At 58.3% G+C, this 19359-nt stretch carries 17 protein-coding genes; 6 read left to right on the plus strand and 11 right to left on the minus strand.

Translation table 11 applies throughout. The features are described 5' to 3' along the window. Positions 1 to 28: 28 nt before the first annotated feature. Positions 29 to 1828, minus strand: coding sequence for an ABC transporter ATP-binding protein (locus ABF824_RS07945; RefSeq protein WP_415487799.1), 1800 nt, complete (start codon positions 1826 to 1828; stop codon positions 29 to 31). Positions 1829 to 2029: 201 nt separating this feature from the next. Between ABF824_RS07945 and ABF824_RS07950 the strand changes: the two genes are divergently transcribed. Together ABF824_RS07950 and ABF824_RS07955 are read left to right on the plus strand one after the other, a co-directional pair. Further along, on the plus strand, positions 2030 to 3061 hold the full coding sequence (locus ABF824_RS07950) for a glycosyltransferase family 4 protein (RefSeq protein ID WP_415487801.1): 1032 nt from the start codon (positions 2030 to 2032) through the stop codon (positions 3059 to 3061). Between the two features lie 260 nt (positions 3062 to 3321). Next, positions 3322 to 3711: a hypothetical protein gene (locus tag ABF824_RS07955; RefSeq protein ID WP_415487833.1), complete on the plus strand. Its 390-nt coding sequence runs from the start codon at positions 3322 to 3324 to the stop codon at positions 3709 to 3711. 12 nt (positions 3712 to 3723) lie between these two features. Here the strand turns inward: ABF824_RS07955 and ABF824_RS07960 are convergent, their stop codons facing one another. Then, positions 3724 to 4143: a secondary thiamine-phosphate synthase enzyme YjbQ gene (locus ABF824_RS07960; RefSeq protein ID WP_415487803.1), complete on the minus strand. Its 420-nt coding sequence runs from the start codon at positions 4141 to 4143 to the stop codon at positions 3724 to 3726. 90 nt (positions 4144 to 4233) lie between these two features. On the opposite strand from ABF824_RS07960, the gene ABF824_RS07965 reads away from it, so the two are divergent. Beyond that, positions 4234 to 5487 (plus strand): carbohydrate porin, encoded by a 1254-nt coding sequence (locus ABF824_RS07965; RefSeq protein ID WP_415487805.1) that lies wholly within the window; start codon positions 4234 to 4236, stop codon positions 5485 to 5487. Here ABF824_RS07965 and ABF824_RS07970 read toward each other — a convergent pair. From ABF824_RS07970 to cmk, 5 genes are all read right to left on the minus strand, one after another. Next, positions 5484 to 6842 (minus strand): chloride channel protein, encoded by a 1359-nt coding sequence (locus ABF824_RS07970; protein WP_415487807.1) that lies wholly within the window; start codon positions 6840 to 6842, stop codon positions 5484 to 5486. The two genes, ABF824_RS07965 and ABF824_RS07970, sit on opposite strands and share 4 nt — an antisense overlap. 130 nt (positions 6843 to 6972) lie before the next feature. Then, positions 6973 to 7920, minus strand: coding sequence for a cation diffusion facilitator family transporter (locus ABF824_RS07975; RefSeq protein ID WP_415487809.1), 948 nt, complete (start codon positions 7918 to 7920; stop codon positions 6973 to 6975). Further along, on the minus strand, positions 7913 to 8761 hold the full coding sequence (locus ABF824_RS07980; protein WP_415487811.1) for a cation diffusion facilitator family transporter: 849 nt from the start codon (positions 8759 to 8761) through the stop codon (positions 7913 to 7915). The genes ABF824_RS07975 and ABF824_RS07980 overlap by 8 nt, the downstream gene beginning before the upstream one ends. After that, a complete protein-coding gene (locus ABF824_RS07985) occupies positions 8737 to 8904 on the minus strand; it encodes a hypothetical protein (RefSeq protein WP_415487813.1) in 168 nt (55 codons plus the stop codon). The genes ABF824_RS07980 and ABF824_RS07985 overlap by 25 nt, the downstream gene beginning before the upstream one ends. Positions 8905 to 8952: 48 nt before the next feature. After that, positions 8953 to 9642 (minus strand): (d)CMP kinase, encoded by a 690-nt coding sequence (gene cmk, locus ABF824_RS07990; RefSeq protein ID WP_415487815.1) that lies wholly within the window; start codon positions 9640 to 9642, stop codon positions 8953 to 8955. A 199-nt stretch (positions 9643 to 9841) separates the two neighbouring features. Between cmk and ABF824_RS07995 the strand changes: the two genes are divergently transcribed. Beyond that, positions 9842 to 10042 (plus strand): DUF2905 domain-containing protein, encoded by a 201-nt coding sequence (locus ABF824_RS07995; protein ID WP_415487817.1) that lies wholly within the window; start codon positions 9842 to 9844, stop codon positions 10040 to 10042. An 81-nt stretch (positions 10043 to 10123) separates the two neighbouring features. Beyond that, positions 10124 to 10534: a hypothetical protein gene (locus ABF824_RS08000; protein WP_415487819.1), complete on the plus strand. Its 411-nt coding sequence runs from the start codon at positions 10124 to 10126 to the stop codon at positions 10532 to 10534. 9 nt (positions 10535 to 10543) lie between these two features. Here ABF824_RS08000 and secF read toward each other — a convergent pair whose 3' ends face one another. The 4 genes from secF to ABF824_RS08020 form a co-directional block, all read right to left on the minus strand. Then, the gene (gene secF, locus ABF824_RS08005) at positions 10544 to 11488 is read right to left on the minus strand and encodes a protein translocase subunit SecF (protein WP_415487821.1); all 945 of its coding nucleotides are present in this window, start codon (positions 11486 to 11488) and stop codon (positions 10544 to 10546) included. A 12-nt stretch (positions 11489 to 11500) separates the two neighbouring features. Then, complete coding sequence (secD, locus tag ABF824_RS08010; protein WP_415487823.1) at positions 11501 to 13060, minus strand: protein translocase subunit SecD; 1560 nt, start codon at positions 13058 to 13060, stop codon at positions 11501 to 11503. 269 nt (positions 13061 to 13329) lie between these two features. Beyond that, a complete protein-coding gene (locus ABF824_RS08015) occupies positions 13330 to 15336 on the minus strand; it encodes a glycosyltransferase family 4 protein (protein ID WP_415487825.1) in 2007 nt (668 codons plus the stop codon). Between the two features lie 50 nt (positions 15337 to 15386). Beyond that, the gene (locus tag ABF824_RS08020; protein ID WP_415487827.1) at positions 15387 to 18662 is read right to left on the minus strand and encodes a Hint domain-containing protein; all 3276 of its coding nucleotides are present in this window, start codon (positions 18660 to 18662) and stop codon (positions 15387 to 15389) included. Between the two features lie 326 nt (positions 18663 to 18988). Here ABF824_RS08020 and ABF824_RS08025 point away from each other — a divergent pair, with 326 nt between their 5' ends. Continuing rightward, the gene (locus tag ABF824_RS08025) at positions 18989 to 19285 is read left to right on the plus strand and encodes an AtpZ/AtpI family protein (protein WP_415487829.1); all 297 of its coding nucleotides are present in this window, start codon (positions 18989 to 18991) and stop codon (positions 19283 to 19285) included. Positions 19286 to 19359 lie beyond the last annotated feature (74 nt).

A 19359-nucleotide genomic window follows, 5' to 3' on the forward strand; every position in this document is an offset into this window, starting at 1 on the left:
AAATGATCTTTCCTTTTCGTTCAAAGTCCTAAAGCGGCGGAATATCAAATGCCTGTAGCTCAAGGAACTCCCGATAGGGGCCGCTCTTGCGCTCCAGTTCGGAAGGCGAACCATCCTCGACGATCTTTCCCTTCTGCATCACCACAATCCGGTCGAAGTCCCGTAGGGTGGAGAGCCGGTGGGCGACTGCGATGACTGTGCGTCCCTGCATCAGTCTGTGCAGCGCTTCCTGAATATGGTGCTCGCTCTCGCTGTCGAGAGCGCTGGTGGCTTCATCGAGAATGAGGATCGGAGCGTTGCGAAGGAAGGCGCGGGCGATGGCGAGACGCTGCCGCTGTCCACCGGAAAGCTTCACGCCGCGATCACCCACTTCGGTATCGAACCCCTGCGGAAGCGCTACGATGAAGTCCGTGCAGCCCGCCGCGTCCGCTGCCGCACGCACGTCTTCGTCTGACGCGTCCGGTTTACCATAGCGGATATTGTCCGCCACCGAGCGACGCAGTAGCGAAACATCCTGTGGCACGACCGACATGCAGCCCCTCAAGGCACTTTCGGAAAGATCTCGGATGTCGATCCCGTCGATCTTCACCGCCCCGCCCTGCACATAACGCTGGCGTTGCAGCAGAGCGAGGACTGTGCTCTTGCCCGAACCGGACCGTCCGACCAGCCCGACACGCGTGCCTGCCGTGACATGCAGATTGAAATGCTCCAGCACGTTCGGACCACTGGGGTAATGGAAAACCACATCCTGAAAAGCGATTTCGCCTCTGGGATGGGCGGGAAAAGCAAGCGCGTCGGCGCGGTCACGCATCTCATGCGGTATGAGGATCGAGGACAGTGTTTCTCCAAGCCGCGCGGTATGCTGCACCGTTTCGACCAGCGCTACGGCCAGATCCCGCGTGCCGTGCAGAATCATGAATCCGAGCGTAACCACCATCACCACGTCACCGACCGTCGCCGCGCCCTGTTGCCAGAGCCACACGATCCAGACGAGCAGGCCGCCAGTCAGCAAAGCCGTCATTACCGCATGAACCAGTCGCAGGATTTCCATGTTGCGCAGGGAGATTCCGCGAACGGCCATTTCCTTATCGAGCGTCCGAGCGAGGCGTCCCCGCTCAAATCCAATCATCCCAAAGGTGCGGACCAGAGCGAGATTGCCGATAACATCCTGAATTTCGCCATCCACTCCGGCGGCGGACCCTGCATATCTGGCATGGAGGTCACGTCCTCCGCGCGCCATGCGAAACATCAGTGCTGCGAGGGCGAACGCCATCGCCGTGATGACACTGCCCATAAGGGGGCTGACGGAGATCATGAGACCGATTGAGAGAATCACATTCAGACAGGGCGGCAGAATGTTCCACGCGAGCAGACTCTCAAGCGTGAAGGATGCGTTGCCAGCAGTGGAAATTCGGGACGCGAGGGCGGCAGGCATCCGGTCGGAGAAATAACCGGCTGAATGACCGCTCAGATAACGGAACAGATCCAGCCTGACATCGCCCGTTACGGCGACGAAGGTTTTCGCCGCATACCAGCCAGAGACACGCCACGACAGGTTGTCCACCGCGATCACGCCTGCCAGCCACGCCACCGACATCCAGACCGGCCGGAAGGATGTGCCCTTGGCATGTTCGTTCATCGTATCCACCAGATGCCGGATGGCGGACGACGAGAAAACGGAGCACGATACGGCGAGAGCGACAAACCCGAACACCATGATGTGCGGAAAGGCTCGGTTGCATGCATATCGCATGAGAAACCGGACGGGGTGGCCCGCATAACGCGGGAGATCGGTGTCCGGAATTGTCGTTTCGCTGTCGCGTTTCACGCGGCGCTGTCCATGCGAGGATATCCTGTCAACTTTTGTCTGAATGTAAGCGTTTGTGGCATGTGAGGAAAGCTGAGGCTGGTTCGGTGCGTTATAGAAAAAACGTGTCCGCACTGTGTCGCGGACATCGCCATATCAGATCACTCAGGCGATCGCCTGATGCGCCAAAAAACAAGAACAGATAACGCGGAGTTCATCGTTATGCGTATCGCACAGATTGCCCCGCTTCATGAAGCCGTGCCGCCCAAGCTCTATGGAGGAACGGAACGGGTTGTGGCGTTTCTCACCGACGAGCTTACCCGCATGGGGCATGATGTCACGTTGTTCGCCAGTGGAGACAGTGAAACCACCGCAACACTTGAGGCCGTCTGGCCGCGCGCGCTACGGCTTGATCCAGCAATCCGCGACCCCATTGCGCCGCACATGCTGCTGATGGAACGCGTCGCACGGCTCGCGGATCAGTTTGATGTGCTGCATTTTCACATGGACTACTGGCCTTTCACCTATTTCAGCCGCCAGCCCACTCCTTTTGTCACGACGATGCATGGGCGGCTGGACCTGATGGAACTTCAGCCAGTGTTTGAAGCGTTCCCTGAAGTGCCGATTGTCTCCATTTCCGACAGCCAGCGTCTCCCTCTGCCACAGGCGCATTATGTCGGCACGGTTCTGCATGGTCTGCCGGAAAAACTGCTGACCCCACAGCCGGGACCACGGGATTACCTCGCTTTTCTGGGACGGATATGCGCGGAAAAAGGCGTGGACAAGGCCATACGCATTGCCCGCGCTGTTGGTGTGCCACTGAAAATCGCCGCCAAGGTGGACAAGGCGGACGTGGAGTATTTCGAGCGTGAGATCGTCCCCATGCTCGGAGAGGGTGTGGAGCTGATCGGTGAGATCAATGATGCGCAGAAACCAGCATTTCTATCTGGCGCCCGCGCCCTGCTGATGCCGATCAGTTGGCCGGAACCGTTCGGACTGGTGATGATCGAGGCGATGGCCTGTGGCACGCCAGTGATCGCCTTCAGGCACGGTTCGGTGCCGGAAGTAATTGAAGATGGCGTGACAGGCGCGATTGTCACGACCGAAGAAGAGGCCATAGCCGCCTATCCTCGTGTGGAACAACTCAGCTCGGATGAAATCCGCCGTCAGTTCGAGAAACGCTTCACGGCGCGCCGTATGGCCGAGGATTATGTGAAGATCTACGAAGGGCTGATTGCGCAACGCTCAGGCTGATGGGCAGTCTTTCAGCCCCATCATGCGGGCACCTGTTATGAAACTGAATGAACTTGTCCCCACAGGGCTCTTGCCGCAAGGTTAGGACGCTGTTCGGCTCCCTATGTGGGCAAGATACATTACAGGCAGATTCATCAAAGATGAAAACTCACCATAACTGGCATCCCCTGAACTGGTTCTACAAAGACCGTCATCGTGGAGAGGATACCGCCGGAACGCCAAGCCCGATCGATCGCTTCAACGATCAGCTGGCCGTCAGAATGACTGTGATCTTCGGCAGCATCTGGTGCGTTTATGCCTTTTTTATTTTCTCTCTGATTCCCGTTGTAAAGCCCGATTGGCAGGGGCCACTGCTTTATGTCAGCAATTCGATCCAGTTGGTCGCCCTGCCAGCGTTGATGGTCGGTAATGCCATTCTCACCCGCGGTAGCGATCAGCGTGCTGCTGAGGACCATGCCGCACTGGTCGAGATCCTCAGCGATGTGCGAGAAGAAGTTGCCCGCCTGCGCAACATGACGGTGGGGATTGCGCAGCAAGAAACGGAAAACAGTGAACGTCCCACGGATGTTGTGTCTATTGCCAATGAAGCGGTGATCTCGGTCAACGAACCGGATGATAAAACCACCTCCAGCAAGCCGGACGGTAGCTGAGAACCGTATCGTTCAGTCGCCAAGAAGATGACAGATCACCCGGCGCTCATGCGGCGCTCGGCGATGCTCGAAAAGATAAATGGCCTGCCAGATTCCGAGCACCGGCTTACCATCCATCACCGGAATGCTCAGGCCCGATTGGGTAAGCATCGTCCGGAGGTGAGCCGGCATGTCATCCGGCCCTTCGTCCGCATGCCGATAACGCCCGGCCTGTTCGGGTACAAGCGCATCAAAAAATGTGGCGATGTCCCGCAGCACATCGGGATCGGTATTTTCCTGCACCGTGAGAGAGCAGGAGGTGTGAGGGCACCAGAGCGTGAGGAGGCCGGTTTCAATCCCCGTTTCCGCGACCCAGTCAAGAATGGGGCGCGTGCATGGGACAAGGCCTTTCCCATGCGTTCTAATGGTCAGATGATGCGTATGTTGCTGCATTGTCTGTCATTCCTCCCTCTGGTCAGAGTGGCTAGCCTGTGGAAATGGCGCTCTGTCTGGTCCGCTATCGCGTCCGTCAGCATGATTCTGATGTCAGTCAGCGAAAAGGCTCATTCCGCTGATATTACCGATTTTCTGTCCGATCCGGCCGGCTGGAACGCTCTCAAGCAGCAATGGCAGAAGAGCGGCGTGGATGTCAGCATTCAGGATGTGGAGGAACTCTGGGCCATTCCCACCGGCGGTGCAAAACCGTCGGAACATTATGTGGGCCTGACGGATGTGGATGTCACGCTCGATCTGGCGCGCCTTGCAGGCGAAAAGGGCAGGGACGGGCAATGGGGCACGTTTGAAGTGAGCGCCCTTGATCTGCGGGGCAAGCCTTTCAGTAACTACCCGCTTTATGCCTTCAATCAGACATCGAGCAGTGAAGCCGACCCCAATCTCCGGCTGTATGAACTGGCTTATGCATGGAGTACGGCTGACCGAAAAATATCGTTCCGTATCGGCAAACTCGATCTGAGTCAGGATTTCATGGTCAGCCAAACAGCCCTGATGTTTCTGAACGCCTCCTTCAGCTGGCCGATTCTGCCGAGCAACAACCTATACGGCCAGGGGCCAGCGTCACCCACGGCAGCGCCAGCGTTTTGGTTCCGCTATCGCTTCAACAAAAGCTGGGAAACGCAGATTGCCGTTGCTGATGACAATGCGACGGGTGCCCGTTCCTTCATCAATAATACCGACCCGTGGAACCAGAACCAGGACCCCAGCGGCACCCGCTTCAACTTCGATACAGGGGCCATCGTGTTTGGCGAAATCGCGCACAACGTGAATCATGGCGGCCGCACAGGCACCTACAAGGCCGGGTTTTATGTCGATACGGGCCGCTTTCCATTGCAGGCCAATCCGGATGTCAGTCGTCGCGGCAATTGGGAAGTCTACATGATCACGGACCATACGTTGCTGCGCGATCATGGGGCAGGAGAACTGAGAGGCTTCGTCCGTTGGGAATATACCGGACTGGCTGACCGCAATCAGATTTCATCTTCGCTGGATGCGGGACTGGTGCTGAATGGTCCGTTCCATCGCGCCAATGACAGTGCTGGATTAGGTTTCGGCTATGCCGCGCCCAGTCATGACCTGCTGCTGGAAAGGCCGAACAGCAGTTTCCGCCATCATGGCAATGAATACCATCTCGAACTCACTTATGCCTGTCAGGTGCTGCCGTGGCTGACGGTGCAGCCCGATGTGCAGGGCCTCATCAATCCAAGTGGTGGGGCCTACGATTCAGGAAAACGGGTCAGGAATGCCCTCATCATGGGGCTGCATCTGGGCTTTTCGTTCTAACCCGGCTTTTTCTCGGAAGATGCTGACTCCACAGGTATGCTTTTTGGATCAATGGTTCGCAGGAAACGTTCAGCCAACGCCCCGTAGAGAGGCTGTGAACAGATCATGCGAGACACACCGAACGCCATGAACGAACTGGCGAGAAGAGCTAGTGTGACCTGCTGGTTGTCGCACATTTCCATGACAATGACGGTGGCCGTCAGAGGCGCCTGCACCACGGCGGAGAAGTAAGCCACTGTCCCGAGAAGCACGACCGCGCCCGGAGCGGTGTGCGGGAGAAACTGCGCGATCCAACCACCCATCCCGGCGCCCACAGACAGAGAGGGAGCAAACAAACCGCCCGGAATGCCCGAGCAGTAGGAAACGATTGTCGCGATATATTTCAGGACAAAATAGGACGCCGGATAATGCTCTTCGCCCTGAATAATCGAGCGGGCCTGCGCATAGCCTGTTCCGTAAGTCATGCCCCCAGAGGCAAGACCGATCAGGGCAAGAACAACACCACACAGGGCTGCGAAGGCGATCGGGCGTTGGGAAATGAAGCGTCCGGCCCGACCCGGCAGGCCGCGTGAAGCACGGATCAGGATGGCTGAAAAAGTGCCTCCCGTGACACCTCCCAACAGACCACACGCAATAACAGCAAGCCAGCTCACACCTACGGGCACGACGGAATCCGTATGCCCGAAATAAGTGTAGTTCCCGACAAGAGCGATGGCCGTGACACCAGCCAGCACCACACCGGCCAGCATGACACCACTGGTTCGCTGCTCGAAGGAATGCGCCAGTTCCTCGATTCCAAACACGATACCCGCCAGAGGCGTATTGAAGGCGGCAGCAACACCAGCCGCGCCACCCGTCAGAACAAGCGCCCGCCGCGACACGGCATCACCCATGTCGAGAAAGCGACCGACCGCGTTCATGATGGCCGCGCCAATCTGCACCGTCGGCCCCTCTCGACCGATGGATGCGCCCGCCACAAGCCCGAGGCAGGTCAGCAGCACTTTGGCCGCAGCCACGCGCAGGGAAAGAACCCGGTCGACGAGTTTATGATCAGATATGTGCATGCAGGCGATGGCCTGCGGGATACCGGACCCCTGTGCGCCACGAAAAAACGTGCGCGTCAGCCAGATTGAAAGTGCCAGACCGGAGGGGGTGATGATCAGCATCAACCATGGACTGATGGCGATGATGTGGTTGCGTAACTGTGCGGCCTTGTCAGCGAGGAGCGCAAATCCGATTGCAGCAAGTCCGACGGCGATCGACCCACCCCAGTAGATCAGTTTCCGGCGCCATTCCGCTGTCGTGATGCGGGCAGTGTCCCGGAAATGTCGTATACGGGCCGTGGTTGAAGCCATGGTATTTTATATCAATCCATATGTCGCCGTCACGCCGACCGCAGAATAGACACTGCCAACGCATCTTCCCAGCGCTTACGCTCGATCACACCCTATTCCAAGTCCCGAGCAGCCTTTTGGTTCCATCATTCTACGCGGTCATGTCCGCGTTCTCGACGGTGCGGGTGGCGTGAGCGAGGACAATGCCAGAGTTCTTCGCCTTGTGCTCGGGCTCGACATGAATGTTGATCACACATCGTCCGAGTTCGGCTCTGAGCCCCGCTTCAATGCGGTCGCAGATGTCATGCACGACCGAAACGGTCATGGTTCCGGGCACCACCAGATGAAACTCGATGAACGTCATGGCGCCGACTTCGCGGATGCGAATGTCATGCGCCTCGATCGCCCCGATGGCTTTTTGCGCGATGATTTCATTTAATTTTGAAAGCGTGTCCAAATCCGGCGCTTCATCCATCAGACCGGAAACGGACTGCTTCAGCATCTCCCAGCCCACCCGCAGCACGTTGAGGGCGATGAGCGCGGCGATAACCGGATCAAGCCAGTGCCAGCCCGTAACGGGGATGAGCATCAGCCCCGCAACAAGCCCGAACCCCGTCCACACATCCGACAATACATGGTGGCCGCCAGCTTCAAGAGCAGGGGAACGCATGCTGCGGCCAATCCGCATCAGGGTCAGCCCCCAGACGAGGTTGATCACGGTTGCGGCGCTGTTCAGCAGAATGCCGATCCACGGCGAATGAAGTTCCTGCGGGTGCAGAAAGCCGTCATAAGCCGCTTTCGCAATCATCAGCGCGGTGACAAGCACCATGGCGCTTTCAATGATGGCTGAAAGATATTCGGCTTTGTAGTGACCGTAAGTATGGTTGTCGTCGGCAGGCCGCTCGGCAAGCCGGATCGCCCAGAGACCGCCTGCAGCCGCCACGACGTTGATGATGGTCTCCAGCGCATCCGACTTCAGCGCCACGCTGCCTGACGCGGCCCATGCGGCGTATTTCAGGGCAAGGGCGACAATGCTGACACCGAGACCAATCCACGCGACAAAATTCTTGCGCTGACTGAAGGACTGACCGTCAGACACAGGAGTGTCCTTCTGCCGCGCAATTGATGGCGCAGGGAGAGGTTTCAATCTGGATCGTTGGATGCACGATATTGAAACGTGTCCGCAGAGTTTCCCGGATTTCTTCAATGAGATGGTCACTGTCCATATTCTGGGACCGGATCAGATGCACCGTCAGAGCGTTTTCCGTCGTGCTCATAGCCCAGACATGGAGGTCATGCAGGTCGGTCACATCGGGCAGCGCCAGCAGGTAAGCGCTGATCGCCTCCATATCCATCCCTTTCGGCACGGCATCGAGCGCCATGTCGAGAGAATCCCGCAGTAGCGACCATGTCGCGAGGACGATCAGAGCCGACAGGGCCAGACTGATGGCGGGATCGAGCCATTGCAGGCCGGTAAGCATGATCAGAAGACCGGCAACGACCACCGCGAAAGAAGCGAGGGCGTCTGTGGCCATATGCAGGAACGCGCCCCGGATATTGAGGTCATTCTTCTGGCCCTTCATGAGCAGGAGGGCCGTGCCGCCATTCACCAGAATACCCAGTCCAGCAATGCCAAGCACAATCTGGCCAGAAATGGTCTCGGCTGGATAAATAAGCCTAAGAATGGCCTCCCAGATGATGCCGCCTGTCACCAGCAGCAGGATCACGGCGTTGGAAAGGGCTGCCAGAATGGAAGAGCGCCTCAGCCCATAAGTGTAGCGTTGCGAGGGAGAGCGTTTGGCCAGAACGTGCGCCAGCCATGCGGCCCCCAGCGCCAAAACGTCGGACAAATTGTGTCCGGCGTCGGCCATCAGGGCGAGGGAATTGGCCATCACGCCCCAGATCGCCTCCACGATCAGATAGGCGCTGTTGAGCACCATGCTGAATGCGAAGATCCCGCCAAAGGTGTCCGGGGCGTGATGGTGATGGCCGAAAATCCCATGATCGTGACCATCGTGGTCGTGGTCGTGGTCGTGGGAATGATCATGTGCATGAGCGGTGTCGTCATGATCATGATGATCATGGCTGCATCCTGCGCCGTGCGTGTGGGGATCGTCCTCAGCGGGCGGGGTCAAGAGCACACGCTCTGCACAATGGTGACGGACTGCTCAGTCCTGCGGGCCAGCACATTTCTCACCACCCGAAGAGTCTCGGTGAGCACTTCGTCCGCGGACAGATCGTCGGTATCGATTCTGACGGCATCATCAGCCATGCGCAATGGAGCGGAAGCGCGCGTGCTGTCGGCATGATCACGCGCGATCAGCGCCTGTTCGACCACCCGGATGCGTTCTTCCCGATCAGGCGCGGAATCCGTTCCGCCATTCTGCATGTAGCGGCGCATGGCTCTCGTATAGGGCGTCGCCGTGATGAACAGTTTTACGTCCGCATCGGGAAAGATGACCGTGCCGATGTCACGACCATCCAGCACAGCGCCGCTTTCGCGCGCAAAGCGGCGCTGCATGTCGACTAGCGCCTGACGGACAGCCTGATCCCGGGCCACGAGGGAAGCTGCGGCGTCCACGTCAGGCGTGCGCAGATCGGTGCGCTGGAGATCGGCCGGGGACAGATCACGGGCGACCCTCTCGCCAGAACTGGCGGCAGGATCCAGCCCCGCATTCAGCATCAGCCGGGCCACCGCGCGATACAGCAGGCCTGTATCAAGGTGAGGAAGCCCAAGCTCCTCGGCAAGTCGTTTGGCAAGGGTGCCTTTTCCGGCCGCGGCTGGCCCATCCACGGCAATCACTGGTGCCGATTTTGTCATGGTCAGGTCCTTACTTTTGTCCGTGGCTGCTGCCGCAGGGCGATACGCATGGGAAAATCACACGTCAACCTTGTCGATGATGCGGGTGCCTCACCATGTATAAGAGCGCGAGGCGCGCCTTTCCACGCTGAAGGCTTTGGCTGGGTATTATTCGCCTGAAAGTGTGACAAATTTTTCACCGCGAGAGGAGTTACGATCAATGATGCGTCTGCTCATTCTCATCGGGATCGCGTTCATTGTCGCTGGTGCGCTCTGGCCTTGGTTGAGCCGTCTGCCCATCGGTCGTCTGCCGGGAGACATTCTGATACGCCGTGAAAATTTCACCTTCTACATGCCGATCACCACCGGCATTCTGCTGAGCGTTCTTCTGTCCGTTATCCTCTGGTTGAGCCGCCGTTAAATCGTGGCGCTGGTGACGGTGTCTTTCGACTGATACAGTCCTGAATGAGGCGCAGAGGGCTGCGCGACCGAAGGAGAGAGTATGACGGCGGCCGTTACGCATAAGGACAGAAAGGCGGGACGGCATCGTCTTCCGGAGATACTGTCCCGGTGGCGTGTTCTCAGCCTCTGCGGCATTCTGGCGGCGTGTCAGGCTGCTCCGGTTGTGAAGGTTGAACCCACGCCGCATACGCTGGTCTACAGCTATCTGATGGCGCACGGCATGGCGCGCGGCGCGGTCATGTCGGGAGGGATGAATGCCCGGCAGCTTCTTGATCTGATCCGTGCTGATCATGAAGCGCTTCTTGCCGTTGCGCACGAGAGTTCGGCGCCCGGTTCGACGAATCTGAAAGCCGCCAATGAGGCGGTGGAGCGCCTGATCGCTGCAACTCAGCCGCTCGATGGTGCTCCGGCCATTCCCACTGGTGCGATCAGAACTACCGGTTCCCGCTAGAACCGGCGTTCAGACGACTTCCTGTTTGACCGCAGGCCGCGTGTCTTTCCGCAGCCGTTTTTCTCCAAGCAGGAGCAACAGCGGTGCCGCGATGAAGATCGACGAGGACGTGCCGACGACGATTCCGAACAGCATCACCCAGGCAAATCCCGACAGACTTGCACCACCGAAAATCGCAAGAGGAAGCGCGGCCAGAAACACCGTGCAGGATGTGCCGAGCGTGCGGTTAAGTGTCTCGTTGATGGAAAGATCCAGCAGTTCCCGTAGCGGCATGGTCCGGTACCGCCGGAGATTCTCGCGCACGCGGTCATAGACCACGACCTTGTCGTTGGTGGAGTAGCCGAGAATCGTCAGGATCGCCGCCACCATGACGAGGTCGAACTCGAAATGGGTCAGCACCAGAAAACCGACGGTTTTGGTCAGGTCCAGCACCAGCGTGACAACGGCCGAGAGTGCGAACTCCCACTCAAATCGAAACCAGATATAGGCCAGAATCATCAGCAGGCTGATGCCCAGCGCCAGCAGGCCATTGCGGAACAGTTCAGCGGAAACAGATGCGCCCACGGCATCGGCCCGCACGATTGTCGCACCCGGCTGTGCTTCCGTTACAGCGTGCCGCACTTCATCCACGACGACATTCGTCTTGGTGTTTTCATCGGCTCCGAGCCGGATAAGCACATCGTCCGGCCCCCCAAACGCCTGAAGACCATCCGTCTTGATGTGGTGCGCGGAAAGTGCATCCCGGATCTTGCCAAAATCAGCAGGGCCGTTCGTTTTGGCTTCGACAACAATACCACCACGGAAATCCAGTCCCAGTGTCAGACCGGGATGGAAGAAGAGGATGATGGAGGCGAGGGAAAGCACGGCGGACGTGGCCAGCCCGGCGAAGCGTCCACGCATGAAGTTGATATGCGTGTCTTTGCTGACAAAGCGCAGAAGGGGACGTTCAAACATGACTCGCGCCTCTCAGACCGGAAGTGTCGACGGACGGGTGAGGGCGTACCAACGCACCATCAGCATCCGCGAGAGCAGCAGGGTGGAAAACAGTGTCGTGGCGATACCGATGGTGATCGTCAGGGCGAACCCACGCACCGGCCCGGTTCCGAACACGAACAGCATGACGTGGGCAAGGAAGGCTGTCGCGTTACTGTCCAGAACCGTGGCTGTCGCGCGCTCAAAACCAGCCTGCATTGCCGCCAGTGGCGTGCGCCCGCGCTTCAATTCTTCGCGGATACGCTCGATGATGAGGATGTTCGCATCAACCGCCATACCGAGGGTCAGCAGCATGCCGGCCATGCCGGGCAGCGTCAGCGTCGCGCCGAAGAGGGAAAGAATCGCCAGCATCAGGATAAGATTGGCGAACAGCGCCAGGTTGGCGTACCAACCGAAACGTCCATAGAACAGCGCCATGAAGGCGATGACCAGCAGGAAGCCTGCTCCAAGGCTCATCGCACCAGCCCGAATGGAATCCGCGCCGAGGGACGGCCCGATGGAGCGTTCTTCCACCACAGAGAGTGGCACAGGAAGCGCGCCCGCACGGAGAAGCAGGGCCAGATCGGTCGCCTGATGGGCATCGAAATTGCCCGTGATGATCCCGCTTCCACCCGTGATGGCGGTGCGGATGACCGGTGCTTCGATCACCTTGTTGTCGAGAACGATGGCGAAACGCCGTCCCACATTGGCCTGCGTCACGTCGCCAAATGCACGTGTTCCAACAGAATCGAGAGAGAAGCTGACAGCCCATCCACCGGTCTGGTCATCTGTCGTTGCACCGGCATTGGTGAGATTGACGCCATCCACATCGACATGCTCACGCACGGCAAGTTTCTGATCCGGATGATCTGCCAGAGGCAGCATGACCGTGCCGGGCGGCGCGAGTGGACTGTTGGGCGGAACCTCATCAACCAGCCGGAAGGTCATCTTGGCAGTCGTGCCCAGAAGGGACTTGATACGTTCCGGATCGCTGATGCCGGGCAGTTCCACGATAATGCGGTCCTCACCCTGCCGCGTGATCTGAGGATCGACAGCACCCGTTGCGTCGATACGGCGGCGCACAATTTCAATGGCCTGCGAAACGGCGTCGTGCGCCCGCGTCCGCAATGCACCATCGGAGAGCGTGAGGCGCAGAGAGCCGTCAGCGGCGGTATCAACGGAAAATTCGTTTGGAACCAGACGGGGCAGGTTAGCAAGAACCTTCAGATCCCGCTCTTTCTCGGATGGATCGCGGGGCTGAAAGGAAAGTGTGGCCTTGTTCGCATCGAGATGGACGTCACGATATCCCAGCCCTTCCTGAACGAGGGTCTGCTTCATGCCGTCGGAGAGGCTTTGCAGTCTCTCCTGCGTCAGTGAGGAGAGATCGACCTGCATCAGGAGATAGGAACCACCCTGAAGATCAAGTCCGAGATGGATCTGGGGCCACGGGATGGAGGCGGCAGGCTTGCGAACGAAATTCGGTACACACAGCAGCAATCCGAGAAAGCATACGGCTGCCACGGAGAGCAGTTTGATACGACTATAATACATCATTGCGCAGGCGACCGTTCTCCGTCAGCTCCGAACAGGGAAACGCCGGAAACAGCGATATTCACCCCTTTTATCCGGCGCGTCTTTCTCTCAAGCGGGGCGGAAGATGCAGGGCATCTGTCGCGATTGCAACCATGAGGGGAGCAAAGAGAAGCCAGAAAACGGCTTTCAGTGACTGATTGATGAAGGCTTTGTTTTATAATCTTGAAAAATCAAAATGTTACAATAATATGTTGGGGCATTCTGATCGTGCTTCCCAAAAGTGGAAACGATTATTTCTGCGCGCAGGAAGGGCGTCGAGGAAGGCCGAGCCCTCGCTCAAGCGCATTGCGCACTCTCTCCTCTGAATGACGAACCCGGATATACTCTCGTCCCGCCACGGAAAGCGCCTCGGCCTCTTCTTGATGCTGATAGAGCCTGATCGCGCATTCAGCGAGATCATTCGCACTGCTTGCAACAGATGTTCGCAGTTCTGTCGGCAGTGACATGCCCTCAACGGCAAGGGGGGTGGCGACGCAGGGAATGCCAGCGGCCCAACTTTCCAGAACCTTGCTTTTGATCCCTGCGCCAAAACGCAGAGGCGCGATGGTCAATCTGACGGACCGCAAAAGCGCGTCGAGGTCCGCAACATGCCCCAGCACACGCACTCCCGGCGTTTCATCCATCCTGACGATGGCATCCGGCATGGCGCTTCCAACGAGCAGGAGTTCGATTTCAGGATGTCGACTGTGGATGATGGGAAATATCTCTTCGACCAGCCATTTTACCGCATCCAGATTTGGAGCATGGCCATAATGAGCAACGAACGCGACACCCTGCCGTCTGTCGAATGGAAGAGGCTCTTGCTTCAGCGGAAGATGCCACGGAACGACATGGATGCTGGCGCTCGGCACAGCAGCGCCCAGCAGATCGGCTTCAACGGGTGAATGCGTGATGACGGCATGAGAACCCCATGTCGCCATGTGATCGCGGACTTTTTCCTGTCCGGCGAGCGTGCGGAGTTCCGGTCGATTTTCCGCGACAGCCTGTCGCTCAAGCCTCAACCACGCAAGATCGGCCACGCTGGCGATCAGGCGCGCGCCGGGCATGTAGAGGCGGGCCAGTTCAAGATACCGGCTCGCGTTCGACAGACGGTGAAAATAGATCGCATCGAAAGAATTGTGCTGGGATTTAAGAAGGGTTTCGATCGTCGGATAGGCAGGCGGATGCCAGCAATCGAAACCCAGTTTTTCAAGCTCCCTCACGGCCGAGGGGGAAGGCGCAACGGCAGAAGCCATGAAGCTGATTTCATGGCCGAGGTCACGGGCAGCCCGCATGTGAGAGAGCAGGGCGCCAGACCCAGCATCGCGCGAGGGGTCTGGAACTCTATCGTCGATGAAGAGAATGCGAAACGGCGTCACGTCTCCTGCTGCATCTCCAAGCCGTCGCGCGGACCGATGCAGCAGGGTTGCGGTTTCTCTGGAATCGTCGCGTCCCTGCTGACCACGGAGCATATCCGCCTGAGAAGCAAGGAATTCGAGCGCCGCCTCTCGTTGACGGCCTGAAGCAATGCCACTGAGTGTCTGCTTTACATGTTGCCTGAATGTCTCGTTAAAGCGCCGATTCGCGGGAAAATGTATTGGCGACCCCGGCAAATGTTCGCCGGTCTCTGAACAGATGACGCTGACAGTATGATCGGTATCGGCCGAAAGCGGCGGATCGAGCATGATGTCGAAGCCATACCGACCATCGCCTAACCCGATATCTCGCAAATCCGGACGCGATTTGTTGGCGATTGTGCGGTAACGCAGCATGTTGTCGACCAGCACTGCGACACTCAGGCGGGCATCACGGGCTTTTTCGTTGAGAAGCCATCCCGCCACGCGGTCTCTTCCGACGATATCGACGGATGCTCTCAGATTGATGGCAACGGCGGAGACCAGATGATCTGCGAGAGGCAGGGGCAGGCGATCTGGCAGAGCTACGACATTGAAGGCTGAAATGGTCGCGTTCTTGACGAGATGATCCGGGATCAGGACCGAAAAGGCATGATGCCCGTCCGCCTGTCCCGGCAGCACGAGATCCTGCCGGAAACCATCCGCAGTGACACGCGCAACTTCGTCTCCGTGACAGAGCACAGCCACGGAAAACCGTGAGGCAGGTGCGGCAAGGCTTCTCACCCACCCCGCGATCTTCCACCCCTCTCCGGGCACATGATCGAGGATATCGACAAAGCCGAGAATCCCGCTGTCAGGCGATTTCTGGTGGAGAGACGCGGCGGAGAGTGCGGACACATTCATCGACGAAAGTGTCGCGCGAAACCCTAAAATATTTACAAACGGCCTCTACTTCAGGCGACACTGCGGGCAGTTGTGACTGCGGGATTCAGAAGGATCTGTCCTGTCGCCGCGTCTTCCACGCGAAGCAGGGTGGCAGGAACGGCAGTCTCAAGTTCACACCTGAAGGCGAATCTTCCGGAAAAACGACCATCTTCCGTCAGATCGGCGCGGAACCGGCCCGCCCGCGCACGACCGACTTCCTGCTCTCGGCAGAAAATCACCAACTCTCTTGGTTCATCAGGCATGGCATCGCACCGCGCCCAGCCTTCAACAACATTCTCCGTCACCACATCGACAAATCCGACGACCCGATTGCGCTCCATGACAGCCTGAGCCAGTTCTCCCAATCTTTGACGGAGGTCTTCAAGCAAGGCGCCACTTTCCACACGCGGCAGGCAGAAAGTTGCGGGTGTATGTTCCGAAGCCGGATAGAGCGCATCATATTCCACTGCGTTATGAAACATATTCCGACTGTTATCGTCGACGAACGTTTCGGACGCTGCGCCTTCGGCCAGAATGAGGTCGTGCGTTTCAAGTTCGATGTGGATGTAATCCACGCGGCGCGCCTTTCTGATCTGCACGATGCTGGAGCCGTTTGCGAGCAGTGACGCCGGGACCAGAACGCCATCAAGCGCCATTGCATGCAGCGGTGATACTTTCAGTGTGCGGCGTGGCAGGCCATTCCCCAATGCGCCAGCGTGGATCGCGACCGGGAGGATATCGGGATTACCTGCGGCAAAGCGCCCGTCATAACTCCGGCGACCGATCCAGCGAATCGGTCGAGCTTCACCTGACGCGGTGAGCACCATGTCGCCGATCTCAAGCGTCTCGACGGAGCGCTCCCCATCCGGCGTGGCAATGCGGGTGCCAGGGCAATAGCACGGCACCCCGTAAGTAATCATCGTTCCGCCGTCGGGCGCGTTCTGGAAATAGAAGGGGGAGCCGAAGGTCCCGCTGAGATGGAGGGTTACGCTCCTGCCACCTTCCACCACCGTCAGAATGTCGTCCTGCCCGATATAAGCCGTGTCGATTTCTCCCTGACTGCCTGTGAATGTCAGGTCGGTGAGAATGATCTCGTTCACCGTGCTGATTGTCTGGGAACCCAAAGAGGATGTGCCACCCGTGATGCCGAATTGCGTCACGGTTCCCATCGAATCGAACCCGGCGATGGTGATCGTCTCTATCTGCGCCACGCTGGTGCGGAGAATCGACTGTGTCGTGTGCGCACCGGCAAAGCCATAGGTCGCGCTGCCTGAATCACTGTTAGGCACGAAGGTGAGAACACCCGTGTAGAGCGCGCCATTTTCGAGAATGAGCGTTCCGCCATCAAGGGAGACATCGGAAGCGGAGCCTCCCGCCTGCACGTCGATGATCGCATTGGCGTTGGCTGTCGTGCGAATCGATTGGCCGCCGGATGCGACGATCTGATGCGCGTAGCCGTCCGCCCACATTGGGGAGGTATGATACATCCAGCCTAGATGTAGACCCGTCAGGACTGTGTCGGAGGCGGAAGCGCCATCATCCACGTATTGATAGACATCGGAAAGGCCGACGCCGTTCGCCAGATAGAGGGCGTTCACGGAACCGACTGTGAGCGTCGTATTGTCTGCCTCACCCCCGCTGCCCACGATCTGAACGCCTTGGATCGCACTGTTGCCTGTAGGGGAGGCCGTATCCTCGCGCCCCGTGACGAAAGTATCGACGGCCGTGCCACCTTCAATGGACTGCACGCCGCCGATCACATTGCTTGCCGATGCAACGCCATCCTTCAGAATGATCTGATTGCCATACACGGTGCTCTGCATGGCCCGGCCGCCCGCATCGACCTGTTCTATGCCAGATATCTGATCCTGAACGCCGGTCCCATCGACATAGAGGCGGCCGCCTACGTCAACGATGGTGTTGATCGCCATCGTGCCCGTCGGGATTCCTCCTGCTTGTCCCTGACTGATGTGAGCGGAAGTCTGTCCCTGACTCAGCACCATATCGACATGCGGGGAGACCTGCCCGCCAAAACTCAGGGTCGCACCCGTGCCGTCTTCATTTTCGACGAGTTGCAGATTCGCCGTGCTGTAATCGTAGCCACTCCCGAGGAAGATGGTTTCAAGCGTCATGCCAGCCGATTCGACCAGCTGCTCAGACCCGCTGTTAAGAGCAAGGGTTGCGCCGGACGTTACACCCGAAAGAACAATCTTATCCTGCTGCCCGAACCCACTCACGGACAGGGAGGAAGGTAAGGAGCCCAGCACGAGCGATTCGCCGCCGGACGTTGAGAAATCGAAATGCACATGCGCGGCTTCGGCGCCATCTTCCACGATCACCGTGCCACCCGAGAGGCTGACCGTGCCGGAGAAATGTTCCAGCGCGCCGGAAGCAAATCGTAAAGTTGCGCCCGAAGCGGTTTGTTGAATGCTTCCGCTGCCGGAGATTTCGCCCAGAATCGAACTTTGTCCATCGAAGGACAACGTGCCGTCATTCTGCACGGAGCCGCCGTTTTCGATCGTGCTGTCCGTTGCCGTCGCGCCCGCACTGATAATCTGGGAACCGGCAGCACCGACGACGACCTGATTGGCGGAGGCCCCGACCTGCAAAAACTGAGTGCCCCCGGCGTCGATTGTTCCGCTCGTCACTGTCGCGCCGTTCCAGACAATCTGGGAGCCGCCGCTCATGATCAGAAAGTTGCTTTCCTGAACGCCGCCGCTGGAGAGGATCGGGATGATGCGTTCCTCAGCCGATTCTCCACTGATGACAGTGCCGGTTGCTGAGCCGTCTTCAAGAATAAGGCGACCGCTGGACCCGACAATAAAACCTGTCGTCGAAGCGCCTGCCTGAAGAGTCAGCGATCCATCGGATATTCCCGAAATGGGCACGGTGGCGTTTGCTATGGTCGCGCTACCCCCTGTGAAGAGCAATGTGGAGACTTGGGCACCTGAAATATTGACCGTCCCGCCTTGAGCCGCGACGACCGTGTCCGCCGTAGCGCCCGCATCAAGCAGGATCGAGCCGCCTGAGAGAGCGACGCCAGTGTTCAGAAGCCCTCCCGCCTGCACTTCGACTTTGCCGGCGGCCACTGTGACGTTCTGCTCTGTTCCGCCATTCACAACAATTTCATGTGCTTGCCCGGCGGCTGTACCCTGCAGGCGCGTGCCGTTGGCAACACCGCTTACGACAAGTTTGCCACCGCCGACCACCGTAGCTGCCGAAACGACCGTTCCCGGATCAATAGTTGCTGTTTCACCACTCAGGACAAAAGAGCCGGAACCAGAGAGACTGGTGGAAGTTGTCATGTCAGCGCCTTCTCGTCTCCGCGGGAAATTGCCTGGCCCGTCCGGTGAAAGACTGACGCTGAATTTGGAATCGCCAACGGATGTTCTTGAGTTCGATGAGAGTGTCGCACCAATCTTGCGCTGACGGCTGTTAAAAGGCCGGAAAAGAACGTTAAAACAGCGTTTCTACAGACGTTTACAAAAGGTTTAGGGGTAGGGAAGGCCTGCTTCCGCGTCCGTTTTTCGCAGCAACCATCTGTGTCGATTGATTACAGGAAGGTCATGCTTGCTTGACAGGGAATTGCGGGGTCGTTAGCAAGCCGATGCACCCGATCCGGAGGTGCGGAATGACCGAGGACAAAACTCCTTTCGAAGAGCGCCTACGTGCCGCGCAACAGCGTGTCGCGGTGAAGCAGCCGAATGTCGATCAGCCGGATGCGCAGGATAAATCACTCCTGTCATTTGCTGCCCGGGCAGGAAGCGAAATGCTGGGTGGTTTGATCGCAGGAGTTCTTGTGGGCTGGGGACTGGACCGTTGGTTCCATTACCGGGCACTTTTTCTGGTTATTTTCGCGCTTCTTGGTGGTAGTGCCGGTATCCTGAATGTCTGGCGGCTGATGCAGTCGCTGGATAGAGAAAAATAAGAATCCGAGCGGTCGTGAAGAACCGCGAGAAAGGAGTTGGCGCGCGGGTCAAGTATGAACGTACACGAGTATTT

The sequence above is a fragment of the Acetobacter sp. genome, from assembly GCF_047721705.1.
Taxonomy (GTDB): domain Bacteria; phylum Pseudomonadota; class Alphaproteobacteria; order Acetobacterales; family Acetobacteraceae; genus Acetobacter.

Excerpts from the sequence above, each read along its gene's own strand:
- ABF824_RS07980 (WP_415487811.1), bottom strand. The coding sequence starts at position 8,761 with ATGGTGCTCAACAGCGCCTATCTGATCGTGGAGGCGATCTGGGGCGTG.
- ABF824_RS07965 (WP_415487805.1), top strand. The coding sequence starts at position 4,234 with ATGTCAGTCAGCGAAAAGGCTCATTCCGCTGATATTACCGATTTTCTG.
- ABF824_RS08015 (WP_415487825.1), bottom strand. The coding sequence starts at position 15,336 with ATGAATGTGTCCGCACTCTCCGCCGCGTCTCTCCACCAGAAATCGCCT.
- secF (WP_415487821.1), bottom strand. The coding sequence starts at position 11,488 with ATGTTTGAACGTCCCCTTCTGCGCTTTGTCAGCAAAGACACGCATATC.
- ABF824_RS08025 (WP_415487829.1), top strand. The coding sequence starts at position 18,989 with ATGACCGAGGACAAAACTCCTTTCGAAGAGCGCCTACGTGCCGCGCAA.
- cmk (WP_415487815.1), bottom strand. The coding sequence starts at position 9,642 with ATGACAAAATCGGCACCAGTGATTGCCGTGGATGGGCCAGCCGCGGCC.
- secD (WP_415487823.1), bottom strand. The coding sequence starts at position 13,060 with ATGATGTATTATAGTCGTATCAAACTGCTCTCCGTGGCAGCCGTATGC.
- ABF824_RS08000 (WP_415487819.1), top strand. The coding sequence starts at position 10,124 with ATGACGGCGGCCGTTACGCATAAGGACAGAAAGGCGGGACGGCATCGT.
- ABF824_RS07955 (WP_415487833.1), top strand. The coding sequence starts at position 3,322 with ATGACTGTGATCTTCGGCAGCATCTGGTGCGTTTATGCCTTTTTTATT.
- ABF824_RS07985 (WP_415487813.1), bottom strand. The coding sequence starts at position 8,904 with ATGATCATCATGATCATGACGACACCGCTCATGCACATGATCATTCCC.
- ABF824_RS07995 (WP_415487817.1), top strand. The coding sequence starts at position 9,842 with ATGATGCGTCTGCTCATTCTCATCGGGATCGCGTTCATTGTCGCTGGT.
- ABF824_RS08020 (WP_415487827.1), bottom strand. The coding sequence starts at position 18,662 with ATGACAACTTCCACCAGTCTCTCTGGTTCCGGCTCTTTTGTCCTGAGT.
- ABF824_RS07970 (WP_415487807.1), bottom strand. The coding sequence starts at position 6,842 with ATGGCTTCAACCACGGCCCGTATACGACATTTCCGGGACACTGCCCGC.
- ABF824_RS07950 (WP_415487801.1), top strand. The coding sequence starts at position 2,030 with ATGCGTATCGCACAGATTGCCCCGCTTCATGAAGCCGTGCCGCCCAAG.
- ABF824_RS07960 (WP_415487803.1), bottom strand. The coding sequence starts at position 4,143 with ATGCAGCAACATACGCATCATCTGACCATTAGAACGCATGGGAAAGGC.